Genomic DNA, 16,872 nt, shown 5'->3' with positions numbered 1-16,872 from the left:
TCTTTATATACTACGTATTCCTTGGTTTGTGGACAACCTCTAATAATGTATACCATACATTTATCGTAATGACAGCAGTGTTTTTATCCACAACATGTGTGTTTTTTGTTTTCTTTCTTATCCAACAAGTTTTCGTAGTTGTTATGTGTGGAGTGGGGATAATTGCTTTGGCGGGAATTATAGTGAATAATAACATACTATTACTTGATGCCTTTCATCACCAAATTAAGGTACACAAAAATGACATCAAGCGATGTGTAATAAACGCTGCAATTTCTCGCGTTAGGCCAATATTGCTTACCGTTGCAACCACAGTTCTTGGTTTAATACCGATGATTACCAGGTTAAATATCAATTTTTTTACGCTACAAATCACATATGATGCTCCATCAAGCCAGTGGTGGGTTGACATTTCAACAACCATAGCAAGTGGAATATTGGTTGCAACGGTTTTAACTTTATTCTTTACTCCTGCGTTGCTTGTTATACAAAGACATGAAAAAACTTGACTTAAATTAGCAATCATTTAACATTTAAGATAGTGTTCTTTGCCCGTTGGAGCTATAATTATAACTAATTACATTGGATTTATTTATTATGATTGCTAATCGTAAAAGCAGTGTTAAGCAGAAAAGTAACAAGAATAACATAGTTGGAAGCCTTGATGTAATAAAAACAGCAGGAGAGCTTTCACTTCAAAAAGGTTTAGATTTTGATGTTGTAATAAAGGCACTAGAAAGTGCTATAGAAGCAGTGGCTTATCAAAAATATGGTAGCAAAAGTAAAATTGTAGTTAATATAGATAGAAACACAGGCAAAGTTACTTCATACAGAAAACTAAAAGTTATTGATGACGAATCAAATAGAGAAGAGAATACTGAGTATGAATCAATTACGCTGACACAAGCTAAATTAATAAAAGAAGATGCAAAAATTGGAGATACTGTTAGTGAATTACTCTCTCTTAACACTGATCTTGCTTCAGCAAGAATTGCCCAGCAAAAAATTGCTCAAATAATTAAAGATGAAGAGTCAAAAAAGCAATATGAGGAATTTAAAGATAAGGTGGGAGAAATAAGGTATGGTATTGTTAAACAAGTAGAATATTCAGATCTTATTATAGACATAAATGGCACTAGGGCATATCTTCCATTACGAAATTTAACCGGTGGTGAATCATTTCGTGAAGGCGATAAGGTTAAAACTTATATACAGACTGTTAAGCGCTCTGATGATGGACGTCAAATTATTCTTTCTAGGACTCATGAAGGCTTTTTAGAGGCATTATTAAATCAAGAAATACCAGAAATTGCTGATGGGTTAGTAACAATTAAAGGTATAGCTAGAGACGCCGGCTCAAGGTCTAAGGTTGCTGTTTTCTCTCCTGACAAGAACATTGATCCAGTAGGTGCTTGTGTTGGAGTTAAGGGAGATAGAATAAAAACCATTATACACGAATTAAATGGTGAAAAAATTGACGTTATAAATTACTCCTCAGATTTGGGTCAATTTGTTATTAAAGCCATTACTCCTGCAGAAGTATCGAAGGTTATTATTGATGAAAATGAAAATTGCATAGAATTAATAGTTGCTGAAGATCAATTGAGTTTAGCTATAGGAAAAAAGGGCCAGAATGTAAGATTAGCTTCAGAGCTTGTTGGATGGAAAATTGAGATATTAAGCACTCAGCAAGAATCAGAAAGGCGAAGTAAAGAACTTAGTCAATGTTCAGCTTTATTTGCTGAAGCTTTAAACTTAGAAGAGATTATGGGTCAGCTATTGGTGACAGAAGGTTTTTCAAGCGTAGAAGATATATCCAGCGCTTCAATTAAAGAGCTTGCTTCAATAGAGGGCTTTAATGAGGATATTGCAAACGAACTTCACAATAGAGCAAACAAGTATCTGAAAGCAGAAAATGATAGAAAAATAGAAGAGCTAAAAAGTCTAGGTATGGAAGATGATGTAATCAATTTAACTTTATCAATAGACAATAAAATTGCTCTTAGTAAACATGATATTAAGACTTTAGAGGACATAGCAGATTTATCAAGTTATGAGTTTTGCAGCATACTCTCTTCCTCAGCTGATAATAAGATGAATTCAGAAAATCTAAAAGATACAGTAGACTCAATAATCATAGAAGCACGTAAAAAGCTTGGGTTAATATAATAAAATAATATGAATAATGAAGATATTAGTAATAAAAAATTAACGCTCCAAGGCTTAAGCAAGCTTAAATTAGACCTCAATTTAAACTCTTCAACTAGCCCAAGTACTGGAGCTACAATAGTAAAAAAAAGAAGAAAAAAATCTCATGATGCAGAAGAACATAATTTATTTGACGAGAGTAAATTATGTTCTTTAACAGAGAAAGAACAAATTTTTCGCATTAATGCTGTGCAGAATGCTGCTTTGCTGAAAGAAAGAAATCAGAGAGAAGAAAAAGAGAAAACAGCAAAAGAAGACAGCAATAAAGAGATTGACGAGAAAAATGAAGCGGACGCTTTATCTAAGAAAATAAATAAGCAAGTTTTAAGTAATACCCACTTAGTTGAACCAAAAGAAGATAGTATTGACCATGAGGACAACGATAAAAAGTCTTTTAAAGTCAACAAAGATATATATTCTAAGCATTCTAAACTGGTAATTGCACAGGCAATAGATGAAAAAACTGAACAACCCCCTGTATTTAAGCAAAGGTTTGGTATAAGAGGTAGAAAGTCAAAGTTTACTAAGGGTAAAAATATATCAAGAGAAGTTATTATACCAGACAAAATAACTATCAGGGAGTTATCTATTCGCATGGCAGAAGATAGCAAGAGTGTGCTAAAAATGTTCAAAGAAGAAGTCGGTGAGAGTTATAGAGTAGATGATCTGGTGGATCCAGATATAGCATGTGAAATAGTGGAAAAATTTAATCATACGGCTAAACGAGTGAGCAATACCAACAGAGAAAAAGATTTATTTTTTATAGAAGGCAGAGGAAGCCTGCCTAAAAAACCTAAACCACCAATCGTCACTTTTATGGGACACGTCGATCATGGTAAAACCTCATTGCTCGATGCATTTCGTGAATCTAATGTTGCAGAAAGAGAGTCAGGTGGCATAACTCAACACATAGGTGCTTATCAAATAACGATAAAAGATAAGCAAAAAATTACCTTTATTGATACACCAGGACATGAAGCGTTCACTGCGATGCGTGCACGTGGTGCCAATATTACTAATATAGTTGTAATAGTAGTTGCAGCTGACGATGGAATCATGAAACAAACAGTTGAAGCAATAAATCATGCAAAAGCAGCAAATGTTTCTATTATAGTTGCTATTAATAAAATTGATAAATCTGAGCCTGGTGATGTAGAAAAAATAATTAATAGTTTGCCTCAATATGATCTCATTCCTGAAGAGCTTGGTGGTGATGTTATGATTGTGCCAGTATCAGCAAAAAAGAAAACTAATTTAGATAAACTAGAAGAGACGATTTTGTTAATCGCTGAATTAATGAAGCTAGAAGCAATAGAAGATTGTCGAGCACTTGGATGGGTAATAGAATCCAAAATAGATAAAGCGAAAGGAATATCAGCCACATTGATAGTTGAGGAAGGAACGTTAAAGGTTGGTGATATATTGGTAGTTGGTACAACATACAGCAAAGTACGTAGTATGGTTAATCACCTCGGTCAAAGAGAAAAAGCAGCACTACCCTCCGCTCCAATTGAAATTACTGGTCTAAATGGTGTGCCAAATGCTGGAGATAAATTTGTTGTTATAAATTCTGAAAAGCAGGCGCGTGAAATTGTTGAATACAGGCTAGAGTTAATCAAGAAAAAAGAAGAAAATTTAGATGAGGATGATTTAGATATATTCAGCCGTAATAACAGTGAAATAGAAGAATTATCTGTAGTTTTAAAATGCGACGTAACTGGATCTATTGAAGCAATATCAAGTTCAATTGATAAACTCGGTAAAGACCAAGTGAAATTAAATATCCTACACAAAGCAGTAGGAGGGATAACAGATTCAGATGTGCTGCTTGCAGAAGCATCAAGTGCAGTAATTTTAGCTTTTAATGTAAAAGTGGACTCAAAAATAAGGGACTTGGCAAAACAAAAAGGTGTAGAAATACATACTTATAACATAATATACGAGCTCATTGACGACATGAGAATGTATTTAACTAAAATGTTAAAGCCTGTTACACGAGAGGTTCGTGTTGGCTTTGCATCTGTGAGGCAAATATTTAATGTATCTAAAGCTGGTAATATCATTGGATGTTATGTAAGTGATGGAGTCATAAAAAAAGATTCTTTAATTAAGATAGTGCGTGGTGGCAAATTGGTGCATGAAGGAAAGTTAAAAGCACTACGTAGATTTAAAGATGATGTTAAAGAAGTAGGTGTAAACTTTGAATGCGGAGTATCACTAGAGGGTAATATCGATATTAAAGTTGGAGATATTTTGGAAGCTTATCAATTAGTGCAAGAAGAAAGGGTGTTATAGTAGCTGGATATGAAAAAGGAAATTAGAAACCTAAAGATAGCATCGGTATTGCATAGAGCAATATCAAGAGTTCTAATGGAAGGTAAGGTGTTCAATAAAAATATAGCGGTATCTGACGTAAAATTAAGTAAAGATTTGAAAAAAGCAGATGTATATATTGTGTTATCTTCATTGAATATCCAAGTAGCTGACTACTTAGATCCAGAAAAAAGACGCACTGGAGATCCTTCTGAGAATAATTGTGATCTTAACACTGTTGTTAATGAAATGAACCAATCTGCATGGTCAATACGTAAATCTATACTGTGTTATGTTGATTTGCGATTTATACCTGAGTTAGTTTTCAAGCCTGATTTAGCGTTCGATAATTTTGTTAATGTAAGCAAAATATTACATAATCACACTTAATTAATGTATTTCAACCATTACTTTTCATTAATGAGGTTGTACAGTTTAACAGGTTTGTGGCTTGTGCTATTTCCTAGTTTGAGCGGTATTCTTTTAGCCTCAACTTCTCTATCATATCAGGCTCTTTTTCTCCTTGTTTTGTTTACTATAGGTGCATTTTTAATGAGACCCGCAGGGTGCATAATCAATGATATCTTCGATAGAAAAATAGATGCGCACGTTGAACGAACAAAATATAGGCCACTTGCAAGTGGTGCATTAAACATAAAGCAGGCTTTGGCTTTACTTTCACTGTTACTGTCTATTGCCCTGGTAATCTTATTATTAACTAATAAAACTACACTTATACTTGGAATAATCTCAATGTGTATGATAGCTACTTACCCTTTATTAAAGCGGTATGTTTGGTGGCCACAATTGTTCTTAGGGTTTACCTTCAATATGGGATCGCTCATGGGCTCAGCAGCAATAACAAACCAGATCAGTATAGAATCCTTGCTGTTTTATATAGGATGCGTCTTCTGGACACTTAGCTATGACACCATATACGCTCATCAAGATAAAAAAGATGATGAAAAACTCGGAATGAAATCTACCGCATTATATTTTGGTGATACAACAAAATCTTGGTTGAAAAGATTTTATTTAATATCTCTTATGACGTGGCTATATGCTGGTATCTTATCATCATTAAATAACATTTTTTATATTGCTCTACTTGCCGTAGGGTTCATATTTCACCGCCAACACAAAAATTTCAATCCTGACGATCCCAGTCAATGCATGTCCATATTTAAAAATAATTTCTACGTAGGGTTGCTGCTCTTTTTCGGCATTCTTTTAGATAGAATTATCACCTAGGTCTCAAGAGTTTCGGCTCTAATGAAATCAATAGACTCAGGTAGCCCGCAGAAACGAAAAAACTTCCTTGACAAACTCCGCCAGCGCCCTTATCATGAAACTGAAGCTATTTATTTATCTTCGCAATCTGTGCAGGTTAATGACAAAAAACTTAGGGTATTTGGCGTCTCATGTTTAATTTTTCGCACTACGTGCATCGCATGTCTTTAAAAATTTTTAGGTTTTTACCTATATAAGCCGAAACGCGCTTACAAAGCGTTTAAGACAGCAAAAAACGTCAAATTGACAAGGGAGAATTTGAATGCTAGCTACTACGGGGTTTTTTTGCCTTTTTTCCTGCTTAGTAAATTTCTTAAACACTTGCGGTGTAGGTTAGTTGCAAGTTAAAAGCAGCTAAATCGCTCTTAATCAAGCGTTTTAGAATAAAAAAAACGCCGATATTTTAGTACATAGTAAATAGCCAACCACCACGGGGCTTCTTTTGCCTTTTTTTTCGTTTGGTAAATTTCTTAACGTTTATGGCTAAAGATTACACGAATGTTGCAATTACAAAAGCGTTTCTACTAGGAGGGTGTCATCTCAGTGCCCAGATACTGGGATCCAGGATTTTGATTAGCATTAAGTTGGTGAGCATATAAAGTGTTATGTTAAAATATAACGTTTTTACGGAAAGTCTGGATCCCAGTGCTTGACACTGGGATGACACCTCTGGGCACTACCGTCATAAAGGAACCAGTGTCAGTTACTTGGATGACACCATTCTTTTTTCTGGATTCCAGACTGGAATGACACCGTCTTGGATGGGAACCAGTGTCAAGCTACTTGCATGACACCATCATAAAGTGTCACACGCTAGGATGACAAAAAAAAGGGCACTGTGACGGACTTAAATCACAATTATCAGTTAATACTAATCGCGGCATTACAAAAAACGCCAAACTTTTTTCTGCTTTTATGCAAGAAGCCTAGTCCATATATTCTTCCCACTTCTCCGTAACTTTTCTTACTATTTCCTCACTCATCCCAATTTTCTTTCCCCACTCTCGTTTGGTTTCAGGCGGAATTTTGTTTGTCGCATCAAATCCCATTTTACCTCCCAGGCCGCTTTCAGGGGAAGCAAAGTCTAAATAATCAATAGGTGCATTTTCTATCATGATTGTATCACGCACAGGGTCCATCCTTGTTGACATTGCCCACATCACTTCCTTCCAATCACGTATATTTATATCATCATCAACAACGATAATAAACTTCGTGTATAAAAACTGCTTTAGAAAAGAAAGTATGCCCATAACAATTCTTTTTGCCTGCCCTGGATAGGATTTTTTTATCGACACTACCGCTATTCTATATGAGCAACCTTCCGGCGGCAGATAAAAATCCACTATCTCTGGAAATTGATTAATAAGAATGGGCACGAAAATTTCATTGAGTGCTTCACCAAGAATCGATGGTTCATCAGGTGGCTTGCCAGTGAAAGTGCTAAGATATATCGGGTTTTTACGCATTGTAATTGCAGTAATGTTAAATTCTGGAAATTGCTCAACAGAATTATAGTAGCCAGTGTGGTCTCCGTATGGCCCTTCGTCTTGATATCTATCCAAACTCACATAGCCTTCCAGAACGATTTCCGCGTGAGCTGGCACTTGAAGTGGAATAGTCTTACAATTTACAAGCTCAAGCGGCTTCTTTCGCAGTAGTCCAGCAAATTGGTATTCTGACAATGTTTCTGGCACTGGGGTTACTGCAGCAATAATCGTTGCAGGATCACTACCGATCACAGCAGCAGCAGGAAATTTCATATTTTGTTCCTTCTCTTTCCATCGTTTGTGGTGACCTGCACCACCACGATGTGCAAGCCAACGCATTAGAGTCGTTTTTTTATCTATGACCTGCATACGATATATTCCAAGATTGAAATTATCTTGTTTGTCTCTCGTGGGGCCTTTTGTTACCACAATCGGCCAGGTGATAAGTGGTGCAGGTTCATTTGGCCAGCATGTTTGAATGGGCAGTAGACTTAGGTCCACTTCATCTCCGGTTAGCACTACCTCTTGACATGGAGCTTTGTTCACGACTTTACTTCGCATCGATAACACGACTTTTAGCAGAGGAAACATCTTCATAGCATCTTTAAAGTTTTTTGGCGGCTCAGGTGATTGCAAAAATGCTAAAAGTTTACCAAGATCTCTTAGCTCACCAGGATTTATGTTCAGTCCCAAGGCAATTCTTTCAATAGTACCGAATAAATTCACTAAAACTGGAATCGAATTTTTGCCGTTTTCTGTGACAACATTTTCAAAGATGATAGCTGGTCCTTTGTTTGACAAAACTCTGCGGTGAATTTCTGTCATTTCAAGAACAGTTGAAACCTCCTCCTTAATCCTAATCAGATCTTTTTTTTCCTCTAAGGCTTTAATGAAGTCACGTAAGTTGTTGTACATATTCCAGTTTTTAAAATTTTAAGTTTACATTTAGTTTTCAAGCACTTTATTGAAATTTGACCTATGCACTACTTTCCTGCCTAGCGAGCTTTCAGTTAATTTGAGATCAAATCCTCATATTGCTTACTAAGTTTGTATTTCCTTCCTCTATTGGAAAAATCTACAATCTTGATAAACCCCATTTCCACCCACTTTTTACAAAGTTGCGCACTGGTACGAGGCTTAAAATTAAATAGTTCGCCAACCTGACTAGCTGTAATAGCGGAAAACTCCTGGAAGAGCTCAAGAGCTTTGCGTTGTTTAGGATCAAGCTTACGTATAAGATCAGTCTGATCAGTGTGGTATTCTTCTTCATTTATACGTTGTAAAACGTTCTCAAATGAATTTGCCATACCTTCTACGAAATACTCCACCCACTTAGTGATATCTGCTTCAGCTCGTCCCATGTAATAATTGTGCGATGTTATTGCTTCATAATAAGCCCCTAGATTTTTAGCATAATATTCTTCCAATGAGTAAAGCCCTTTTAGGTCATATCCACCAAGGTGTAAAATTAATGTAGTCAACAATCTTGCAGTACGACCATTACCGTCATAGTAGGGGTGAATTGTTACAAATTGATAATGAGCAATACCTGCAATAACTGGGCAAGGCACTTGCTCACTGTCACAAATCCAATCAATCATACTGCTCATGAGCTTTGGTATATCCTTTGCTTCAGGTGGCATATAAATTATTGCACGTGTACGGCTATCACGAATAACGTTTTGACCATTACGATAAGAGGTTGGCTTCACTTTAGATTTTCCACTTGCCATTACTAGGGCATGAAGCGTTTGAATGGCTTTCTCAGTAATAGGGATCGTTCTCGCTGCCCATTGTTCAACTTGGGTTAAAGCTGCATAATATCCTTTAACCTCATTTTCATCTCTCCTATATTTTGGAAAGTGGCTTTTACCACTTAAAACCTCTTCAATCTGTTTAGGCTCAAGTCGATTTCCTTCAATCATAGTAGAGTAGTGTGTTGTATAGAGCCGTGCAGTTTCACGAAGGGACGAGAGCATCGATACAGTGAGTGGCAAATGTAACACTTTTTCTTTTGCTGCTTCAATCTTCATAAGGCAATTAGCAATTTTAGAAGTAATCGTATAATTTGGCATCGGCATAATATCTGCATTACATTATTTCTATATTATGCTGATAAAATGCAGATAATACAACATTTACACGACGCCGACCATAAACAGCAATAAATTCGGCTGATTGAGAAAGAAGTTTGTCTTGTAGAATAGCTATTTCTTTTTCTCTACCAATTATTGGCTCGTTCATATGTTTATTCCACGGAAAATTATACACAGCGGAAACAACTTAAATCTACGCTCCGCGCGCCTCTGCTACCAAGCCTTCTGATGAGCTTTTCAGTAATGTGCTTGAGTTTCATTGTACGTAAAGTTTGTACTTGCAGCAAAATTGGCTATAAAATACACTTGATACAAATGTTTTTATGTATTAACATTAGATGCTTCTTTTAATATACAGATAAATGTGTACTAAAAGTTTTATGTTGTAGGTTTTTAAATAAATTGTATGTCTAGGGTATCGTTTTTATTAATTTTAATAATAGCAATAGCAAGCTTGCCGATAATAAATAATTGGCTCTCAAATCGCAGCCAAATGCTAAACGATGATTATATAGGTGAGAAATTAGATAATTATATAAGTAGAAATTTTGATAAGATCATAAAAACTCTCAAAGAGGAGTCGATTAAAAGTAGTTACGCTGCTCGAGATAATGTAACCAAAAGTAAAATTTCACAATACAAGGATCAAATATTTGACCTTACTTATCCTTACTCCGGAAATGAAAATAGTAGTGTTATAGCTGTAGGCTTCCTTGACTATTCTTGTGGACATTGCAAAGCTATAAAGAATGATATAAAGCAGTTAATTAACGACGGCAAAATTAAGTATATCTTTAGGGATGCTCCAATACTTGGTAACGCTTCTTTAAAGGCAGCAAAAAGTGCTTTAGCTGTCTATTTTCTCGATAAAGAAAAATATTTCGATTTTCACCATGCTGCTTTAAGTCACAAAGGAGAATTTTCAGACGAAAGCATATTGGATATAGTGAAAAACATAGGGATTGATGAGGACGATTTTAATAATTCCATGAAAAATAATGCAGACAAAATTGAGCAAATGATAAATGGCAGTAAGCTCCTAGTAAGAGATTTGGGAGTAGGTGGTACACCTTTTTTAATAATTGGAGATAGCCTGTTTGTAGGAGCAACTGATTTGAATGTATTACGCAAAAAAGTAGATGAATTAAGTCACAAGCAAGGCTAGTTACAGTTTGCCATAAAATTTTATTTTTTTGCTTGACAACTCAAATGAACCTTAGTACAGTAGTTGTGGGTATGACAGCAGTTTAACTCAGTGGTCTCATCCACTTTCCATAGCGTCATTTACTATGTGAAATGCTTTCAAATTACAACATTTTCTTCAACCAAACTATTTTACTTTCACAGGAGGGCATATGTCATTCACAGAAATTAGATTTCCAGAAAATATATCTTATGGTTCCGCTGGAGGACCGGAATTTTCCACTGACGTTGTAACAACTCACAATGGTTGTGAACAGCGCAACATCAATTGGTCTCATGCACGCACTAGATACAATATAGCTTACGGAGTCAGATCAAACGAGCAGCTATTAGAACTAATAACATTTTTTCATGCACGAAAAGGTAAAGCAATAGGGTTTCGTTTTAAGGACTGGTCGGATTTTATAGCCATCAATCAAGAGATTGGTATAGGAGATAACAAAAAAACGACTTTTCAGCTAATCAAAACTTATGTAAGTGGGGAAGATAAGCATATACGCATGATCAAAAAGCCAGTACATGGGACAGTAAAGATTTATTTAAATGGTAAAGAAGAGAGTGAATATTCAGTAAATTATTCAACGGGAGAAATAACATTTATGAAGCCACCAGTAAAAGATGCGATAATCACTGCGAGCTTCGAATTTGATGTGCCCGTACGCTTTGATACAGATTACTTAAACGCTTCTATTGATGACTATGGAAGCAATAGCTGGAATAATATCCCCTTGGTGGAAGTGAAATTTTAGTTATGAGCAAGCATAGATCTACATCATAGTAGGGCTATTAGTCACCATAAATTGAAAAAATTAAGCACCACTGAGGCTCTATATTTAAATGAGCCTCAGTATATGCAATTATTTTAAACTTTATCACCAGCTATATACTACAATGTTGCTGAGCTTTGCTAACATTTACACTTGAAGCTTGGGGAGATTCTAGCTTAGTGCTTTCTCCTTCCTGCAAAATAGAAAGCTTCAACAACTCCTTTAGAGCTGATTTTGCAAGTATTGTATCATCTTTGTTTAAGATGTAGTCTAGCATGCCGTTTTTCTGTAAGAGATTAACAAAATATCTATCTCCCTCATTAAGAACCTCTATCTTGTTAATACAAGATAATACTAAATCCGAATTCTTTGTTGCTAAAATTCCATTCAAAAAGATATCTAATTTTGTTTTGTCTTCAGTCAAGTCTCTAGCTAACCTATTTCTGATGTTATCATTATCAAGCACAGTGTACTCGAGGTACGAGCAAGGCTCAATAAGTATAAAGTCCTCTAAAGGCACTAGTTCTGGATAGGTGCCAGCGTAATCAAGTATGCCACACTCAGTAATACACCCTCCTTTTCTTATAACACAGCAATTGAGACGACCATGATACATTGATAACAAAGAAAAAAGACGTATTATACTTGTACCTCTATCTTTCATTTCCTCGAAAAGCTTCCTATCATTTATTAATTTGTGCAAAATGTAATCCATAGCAGGACCTGGTTTGCGGAAATGAAACATATTATTCTCTTCAAAAATGGCCTCAGAGGTTGTCCGGAAACAAGTAAATTCAAGCATATTCCCTCTTTAACATAACCCTACTCATAGCTAGGTATATGAAATTCTCAGTGGATGTTGTGAGTAAATCATACTCCTTCGATAGCCTTCTATTCCTATTAACCCAAGCAAAAGTCCTTTCTACAACCCATCTTCTTGGCTGTACTTTAAACCCTTGTTCTCTTGTTGGTAGTAGCTCAGGTGGCGTATCTTTGTGCACCCAAAATCTACATGGAGGCCTTTTAACAATTTCAATATCTATGTCATATTCTTCCTTTATGTGATTCTTTAAATTTCTTCCTTGGTATCCCATGTCAGCCCACATTTTTTTAACTTTAGTATATTTTGTTCTCATATTGTTTAATGCTATTTTAATACCATCTCTATCATTTTCGTTAGCAGCGCCTACGTAACAACCTAGTATAAAACCCTGAGTGTCTGTAATTATATGCCTTTTTCTACCCTTTACTTTTTTACTTCCATCATAGCCTTTGATCCCCCCTTTTCTGTAGTCTTTACAGATTGACTATCTACTATACAGGCACTCGGCTGCTCATTCCTTCCTATTTTTCTTCTACTATATTTCATAATTCATTTTCTCAAAAATTCCCTGCTTCTTCCATTGCCTGAACTGCTCATACACAGTCTTCCATAGCGGAAAATCATTTGGTAAATACCGCCATTGACACCCTGTACGCAATACATAGAAAATTGCTTCTAATATTTCTCTTTTGCTATACTTTGGCGGCCTTCCTCCTTTCTTGTATGATACTCTGAAGTGTTTTTCTATTCTTGCCCATTCCCTTTCGCTTAGATCTGTTGGATACTTTTTTCTCATCTTTACCCCGTACTAAAATTTCAGATATTATAGCCTTTTACTTGTTTCCGGACAACCTCTCAGCTAATTCGATAGATTCTTTATCCTCATCTACAAAAGCTTTTTCATTTCTATTTAACTGTATGATCTCAGCTTTGCTATTGCTGCGTAGACTAGTTTGCCCTATTAACCTCTCAAATATTTCTGTATTCATATATATTCTATATTAATTAAAGTAAATATTAATGATATTTACTTTTTAAATAAAAATAAATGAAAATTTTAATAAAAATTGTAGCTTTTTCAATAGAATGAAAGTCTTTTTATATTTGTCTGAGCATCAAAGAGGTTTGATTGGTGTGATACGTTTTCTATCGCGCCTGGCTGCAGTGCCCAGCGTCAAGATCTGATGAACAATGTTCGCTTGCCAGCTTTCGCTTCAATATTTGCACAATTGTGCTAGATCCCCTGCATAACCTGCTTTAAAATCTCCTCCTGTTGCTGAGCATGGACACTAGCATAACCACATGCAGGAGATGCGGCAGCAGGTCTTGCGATACACTTAGGTCTTTTTGCTTGAATATCGAGATTGGACAACACTTCTTCTATCAATGGGTTTACAAAAAACCACCCTCCCATATTTTTTGGTTCTTCTTGACACCATACAATTTCAGCGTTCTCGTATTTCTCAAGTTCATTACTTAATTTATCGGCCGGAAACGGATAGAATTGCTCCAAACGTATCACTGCTATATCGTTTATTTTTTGTGCTTCACATACTTCAATTATGTCGTAGTAAACTTTACCACTGCATATTACAACTTTACGTATTTTATCATTTAGAACCAAATCTGTTCTATATTCTGGGATTACCGTGAGGAATTTTCCTTCAAAGTCAGATAGGTTAGAAACTGCTCTTTTATGACGCAGTAGCGATTTAGGTGTAAATACTACCAGAGGCTTACGAAAGTCTCTATGCATTTGTCTGCGTAAGACATGGAAGTAATTTGCCGGAGTGGAACAATTAACTACCTGCATATTATCTTCTGCGCAGAGTTGCAAAAATCTCTCTATACGCGCGGAGCTATGCTCAGGTCCTTGCCCTTCATAACCATGAGGCAGCAACAAAACTAGACCGCTTGATCGCAACCACTTTGTTTCTGCAGATGCGATAAACTGGTCGATCATAATTTGTGCACCATTTGCAAAATCACCAAATTGTCCTTCCCAGAGCATCAGTGAATACGGGGAATCAAGGCTATATCCATATTCAAAGCCCATTACAGCATACTCTGATAAAGCGCTATCTATGACCTCAAAGTGAGCCTGTTCTTTGTTTATATTATTTAGCGGAATAAACGCTTCTTCTGTTACCTGATCAACAAGCCTTGAATGACGGTGCGAAAAAGTTCCACGACCGGAATCTTGTCCTGATAAACGTACTCCTATTCCTTCTACGAGTAACGATGCAAATGCAAGACTTTCGGCAGTTGCCCAGTCTATATTACTACCAAAATTTATGCTGTCTATTCTGCCATCGAGTATTTTTCTAATCTTATTGTTAATGTTAAAGTTACTTGGGATATTGCTATTTATATGCACACCCAATTTTTTCAGCTCACTAGGCGAGACACCAGAATCCGTATAGTATTCGCTCAAATCGTTCAACTTTGCCCTTCTTAATTTTGACCACACTCCATAAAACCAGTCAGCTTTTTTTGGAGTATAAGTCACTGATTCAGCAAGACTTTTATCCAATCTTGCCCTGAACTCACTGCGCAATTTATTTACTTCATCGCCATCTAATACTTTCTCTGCGATCAACTTCTCTTCATACAGTGTTCCTGGAGTTTTATGCTTTGATATTACCTTGTACATAAGTGGCTGAGTGAAATTCGGCTCATCGCCTTCATTATGGCCATATTTGCGGTAGCATATTATATCAATCACTACGTCCTTTTTAAATTTCTGCCTATATTCCATCGCCAAATTCGCAACAAAACTCACAGCTTCAGGGTTATCTCCATTAACGTGAAACACTGGAGCTTCTATTGATTTTGCTACATCAGTACAGTAAAAAGAGGACCGCGCACAACACGGATTAGCAGTAAAACCAACTTGGTTATTAATGACAATGTGCACAATGCCATCCACTTTATAGCCTTCAATATTGCTTAAGGTCAGAGTTTCAGCAACCACTCCTTGACCAATGAAAGCCGCATCACCATGAATTGATATTCCAAGCACAGATCTTATATTCTGTTTTGCTCTTATTCTTCCAGCCAAAACCGGATTTACCGCTTCAAGATGAGATGGATTAGGGCATAAACTTAAATGTATTTTTTTACCACCGGCAAGTGCTCGATCAGAAGAATAACCAAGGTGATATTTAACATCACCGGACACCTCAAGACCACTTGGGTATGCAAGATTGCCTTGAAATTCAGACAGCATTGCCGCATATTCTTTCCCCATCACTTTGGTTAGAACATTGAGTCGTCCGCGGTGAGCCATGCCAAGGACTATTTCTTCAATACTAAAAGCTGCAGAATCACTAATGATTCTCTCAATTGCAACGATAGCTGACTCTCCACCTTCGATAGAGAAACGCTTATACCCAGGAAATTTCATATGGAGGAATTGCTCGAACATTTCGGATTCGACCAAGTGCCTCAGTATTTCTTTTTTGTCTTGTGAGCTCAGCGTATAGGTTTGATTTTCGATCTTTTCCTGCAGCCATATTCTCTCCTCATAAGAGGAGATATGCATAAATTCAAAACCGATATTCTTGCAGTAAATATCTCTATAGATTCCAGTGTCACTTGCCGGAGATAGATTCGAATATTTCTGATAATCTATTTGTTTATTTCCGTTTGGTGATAATGGATCAAGATCTGCAAAAAAATGACCATAAGACCTGAAAAAATTTGCCAAATCGAAAGCCGAATCATCCGTCTTGGTTACATGCTGCGGACTGCAGGTCTCCGTTTTCTTAACTTCTAAATTGCTTGAAAAAATTCTATACCAATCTTCCCCGATTGATTTATCGCCCTGTAGATAACGGCTATACATTTCTTCCACAAATTCTGCATTATCACCATAAAGGCAACTTAAACTCGACATAATCACTATAAAAAGTATCAAATACTTATAAGTATAACTTAAGTTTTTTAAAAAAGAACTTTTTTAGTTTCTATACGTCATACCGCGATTCATTCGCGGTATCTCTTAACATAGATCCCGCTAACACATAGCGGGATGACGATTGTCAGGGTGTCATTCCAGCGCGTGACGCTGGAATCCAGTTTTTATTTGCAGCCTACTTGACTCGAAGCTAAGTTTTCTGGATCCAAATAGTCAAGGCACTGGGATGACAAAAAAAGGAGCACTGGAATGACAAAGCTATAGGTTGCAAGCGAGACGTCATACCGCCGCGGCGCTAACAAGAGATCCCGCTAACACGTAGCGGGATGACGGTTGTCGTTTAGCTATAAACATTAAGAAATTTACTAAGCGAAAAAAAAGGCAAAAGAAGCCCCGTGGTTGGCTAATTACTTACATTATACTTTCAAGTATGGCGTTTTTTTATTCTAAACGCTTAATAACCGCGATTTAGCTGCTTTTTAATGCAACTAACCTTTAGTCATAAATGTTTAAGAAATTTACTAAACAGAAAAAAAGACAAAAGAAACCCTAGGGTAGCTAATTATTCACTATCCATTTTTTAAGTTGGCGTTTTTTTATGTTTTAAATGCTTTATAAGCGCATTTTAGCTTATATTAGGTAAAAACCTAGAATTTTATAAAGACATAAGGTGCACATAGTGCAAAAAATTAAACATGAGACGCCAGATTCGTGAGTTTTTTTGTCATTTAATCTGTACAGAGAAGATAAATAAATAGCTTCA

14 protein-coding genes and 1 pseudogene are annotated in these 16,872 nt (G+C 36.1%); 7 read left to right on the top strand and 8 right to left on the bottom strand.

The features are described from left to right. The first annotated feature begins 26 nt into the window (after window positions 1-26). The 5 genes from AAGD70_RS01165 (at window position 27) to ubiA (ending at window position 5,772) form a co-directional block, all read left to right on the top strand. On the top strand, window positions 27-509 hold the full coding sequence (locus tag AAGD70_RS01165) for an efflux RND transporter permease subunit (protein WP_245611084.1): 483 nt from the start codon (window positions 27-29) through the stop codon (window positions 507-509). A gap of 88 nt (window positions 510-597) precedes the next feature. Further along, entirely contained in the window at window positions 598-2,169 is a 1,572-nt protein-coding gene (gene nusA, locus AAGD70_RS01160; RefSeq protein WP_065095046.1) for a transcription termination factor NusA, read from the top strand. Window positions 2,170-2,178: 9 nt separating this feature from the next. After that, on the top strand, window positions 2,179-4,503 hold the full coding sequence (infB, locus tag AAGD70_RS01155) for a translation initiation factor IF-2 (RefSeq protein WP_065095417.1): 2,325 nt from the start codon (window positions 2,179-2,181) through the stop codon (window positions 4,501-4,503). Window positions 4,504-4,512: 9 nt separating this feature from the next. After that, on the top strand, window positions 4,513-4,911 hold the full coding sequence (locus tag AAGD70_RS01150) for a ribosome-binding factor A (RefSeq protein WP_065095048.1): 399 nt from the start codon (window positions 4,513-4,515) through the stop codon (window positions 4,909-4,911). Window positions 4,912-4,914: 3 nt separating this feature from the next. Further along, window positions 4,915-5,772 carry a 4-hydroxybenzoate octaprenyltransferase gene (ubiA, locus tag AAGD70_RS01145; RefSeq protein WP_065095049.1) on the top strand — a complete coding sequence of 286 codons (858 nt, stop codon included), beginning with the start codon at window positions 4,915-4,917 and terminating at the stop codon, window positions 5,770-5,772. 965 nt (window positions 5,773-6,737) lie between these two features. Here the strand turns inward: ubiA and AAGD70_RS01140 are convergent. From AAGD70_RS01140 to AAGD70_RS01130, 3 genes are all read right to left on the bottom strand, one after another. After that, window positions 6,738-8,216: a UbiD family decarboxylase gene (locus AAGD70_RS01140; RefSeq protein WP_065095405.1), complete on the bottom strand. Its 1,479-nt coding sequence runs from the start codon at window positions 8,214-8,216 to the stop codon at window positions 6,738-6,740. A 95-nt stretch (window positions 8,217-8,311) separates the two neighbouring features. Continuing rightward, entirely contained in the window at window positions 8,312-9,382 is a 1,071-nt protein-coding gene (locus AAGD70_RS01135; protein WP_065095106.1) for a Fic family protein, read from the bottom strand. Window positions 9,383-9,392: 10 nt separating this feature from the next. After that, the gene (locus AAGD70_RS01130) at window positions 9,393-9,545 is read right to left on the bottom strand and encodes a hypothetical protein (RefSeq protein WP_167347041.1); all 153 of its coding nucleotides are present in this window, start codon (window positions 9,543-9,545) and stop codon (window positions 9,393-9,395) included. 258 nt (window positions 9,546-9,803) lie between these two features. Between AAGD70_RS01130 and AAGD70_RS01125 the strand changes: the two genes are divergently transcribed. Continuing rightward, on the top strand, window positions 9,804-10,562 hold the full coding sequence (locus AAGD70_RS01125) for a DsbA family protein (RefSeq protein ID WP_065095105.1): 759 nt from the start codon (window positions 9,804-9,806) through the stop codon (window positions 10,560-10,562). A 190-nt stretch (window positions 10,563-10,752) separates the two neighbouring features. Continuing rightward, entirely contained in the window at window positions 10,753-11,349 is a 597-nt protein-coding gene (locus AAGD70_RS01120; RefSeq protein ID WP_065095104.1) for a TIGR02217 family protein, read from the top strand. A 130-nt stretch (window positions 11,350-11,479) separates the two neighbouring features. Here the strand turns inward: AAGD70_RS01120 and AAGD70_RS01115 are convergent, their stop codons facing one another. The 5 genes and pseudogenes from AAGD70_RS01115 to AAGD70_RS01095 all read right to left on the bottom strand — a co-directional run bounded on the left by AAGD70_RS01115 (window position 11,480) and on the right by AAGD70_RS01095 (window position 16,411). Next, complete coding sequence (locus tag AAGD70_RS01115) at window positions 11,480-12,169, bottom strand: hypothetical protein (RefSeq protein WP_245611083.1); 690 nt, start codon at window positions 12,167-12,169, stop codon at window positions 11,480-11,482. Further along, window positions 12,162-12,986 (bottom strand): annotated as a pseudogene (locus tag AAGD70_RS01110) (IS5-like element ISWpi1 family transposase). The gene AAGD70_RS01115 and the pseudogene AAGD70_RS01110 overlap by 8 nt, the downstream one beginning before the upstream one ends. A 37-nt stretch (window positions 12,987-13,023) precedes the next feature. Then, window positions 13,024-13,179: a hypothetical protein gene (locus AAGD70_RS01105; protein ID WP_156517980.1), complete on the bottom strand. Its 156-nt coding sequence runs from the start codon at window positions 13,177-13,179 to the stop codon at window positions 13,024-13,026. Window positions 13,180-13,424: 245 nt separating this feature from the next. Then, window positions 13,425-16,088 (bottom strand): 2-oxoglutarate dehydrogenase E1 component, encoded by a 2,664-nt coding sequence (locus tag AAGD70_RS01100; RefSeq protein WP_065095163.1) that lies wholly within the window; start codon window positions 16,086-16,088, stop codon window positions 13,425-13,427. Window positions 16,089-16,273: 185 nt separating this feature from the next. Then, window positions 16,274-16,411: a hypothetical protein gene (locus AAGD70_RS01095; RefSeq protein ID WP_156517979.1), complete on the bottom strand. Its 138-nt coding sequence runs from the start codon at window positions 16,409-16,411 to the stop codon at window positions 16,274-16,276. Window positions 16,412-16,872: the final 461 nt, after the last annotated feature.

It is taken from the genome of Wolbachia endosymbiont (group A) of Nomada flava, from assembly GCF_964027055.1.
Taxonomy (GTDB): Bacteria; Pseudomonadota; Alphaproteobacteria; order Rickettsiales; family Anaplasmataceae; genus Wolbachia; species Wolbachia pipientis.
Note: the sequence above shows the minus strand (reverse complement) of the source record. Positions and strands in the feature narration are given on the sequence as shown.

Bases quoted from the DNA above. Each gene is read 5' to 3' on its own strand.
- AAGD70_RS01120 (WP_065095104.1), top strand. From the start codon at position 10,753: ATGTCATTCACAGAAATTAGATTTCCAGAAAATATATCTTATGGTTCC.
- AAGD70_RS01140 (WP_065095405.1), bottom strand. From the start codon at position 8,216: ATGTACAACAACTTACGTGACTTCATTAAAGCCTTAGAGGAAAAAAAA.
- infB (WP_065095417.1), top strand. From the start codon at position 2,179: ATGAATAATGAAGATATTAGTAATAAAAAATTAACGCTCCAAGGCTTA.
- AAGD70_RS01130 (WP_167347041.1), bottom strand. From the start codon at position 9,545: ATGAACGAGCCAATAATTGGTAGAGAAAAAGAAATAGCTATTCTACAA.
- AAGD70_RS01125 (WP_065095105.1), top strand. From the start codon at position 9,804: ATGTCTAGGGTATCGTTTTTATTAATTTTAATAATAGCAATAGCAAGC.
- AAGD70_RS01115 (WP_245611083.1), bottom strand. From the start codon at position 12,169: ATGCTTGAATTTACTTGTTTCCGGACAACCTCTGAGGCCATTTTTGAA.
- AAGD70_RS01135 (WP_065095106.1), bottom strand. From the start codon at position 9,382: ATGCCGATGCCAAATTATACGATTACTTCTAAAATTGCTAATTGCCTT.
- AAGD70_RS01100 (WP_065095163.1), bottom strand. From the start codon at position 16,088: ATGTCGAGTTTAAGTTGCCTTTATGGTGATAATGCAGAATTTGTGGAA.
- nusA (WP_065095046.1), top strand. From the start codon at position 598: ATGATTGCTAATCGTAAAAGCAGTGTTAAGCAGAAAAGTAACAAGAAT.
- AAGD70_RS01105 (WP_156517980.1), bottom strand. From the start codon at position 13,179: ATGAATACAGAAATATTTGAGAGGTTAATAGGGCAAACTAGTCTACGC.
- ubiA (WP_065095049.1), top strand. From the start codon at position 4,915: ATGTATTTCAACCATTACTTTTCATTAATGAGGTTGTACAGTTTAACA.
- AAGD70_RS01150 (WP_065095048.1), top strand. From the start codon at position 4,513: ATGAAAAAGGAAATTAGAAACCTAAAGATAGCATCGGTATTGCATAGA.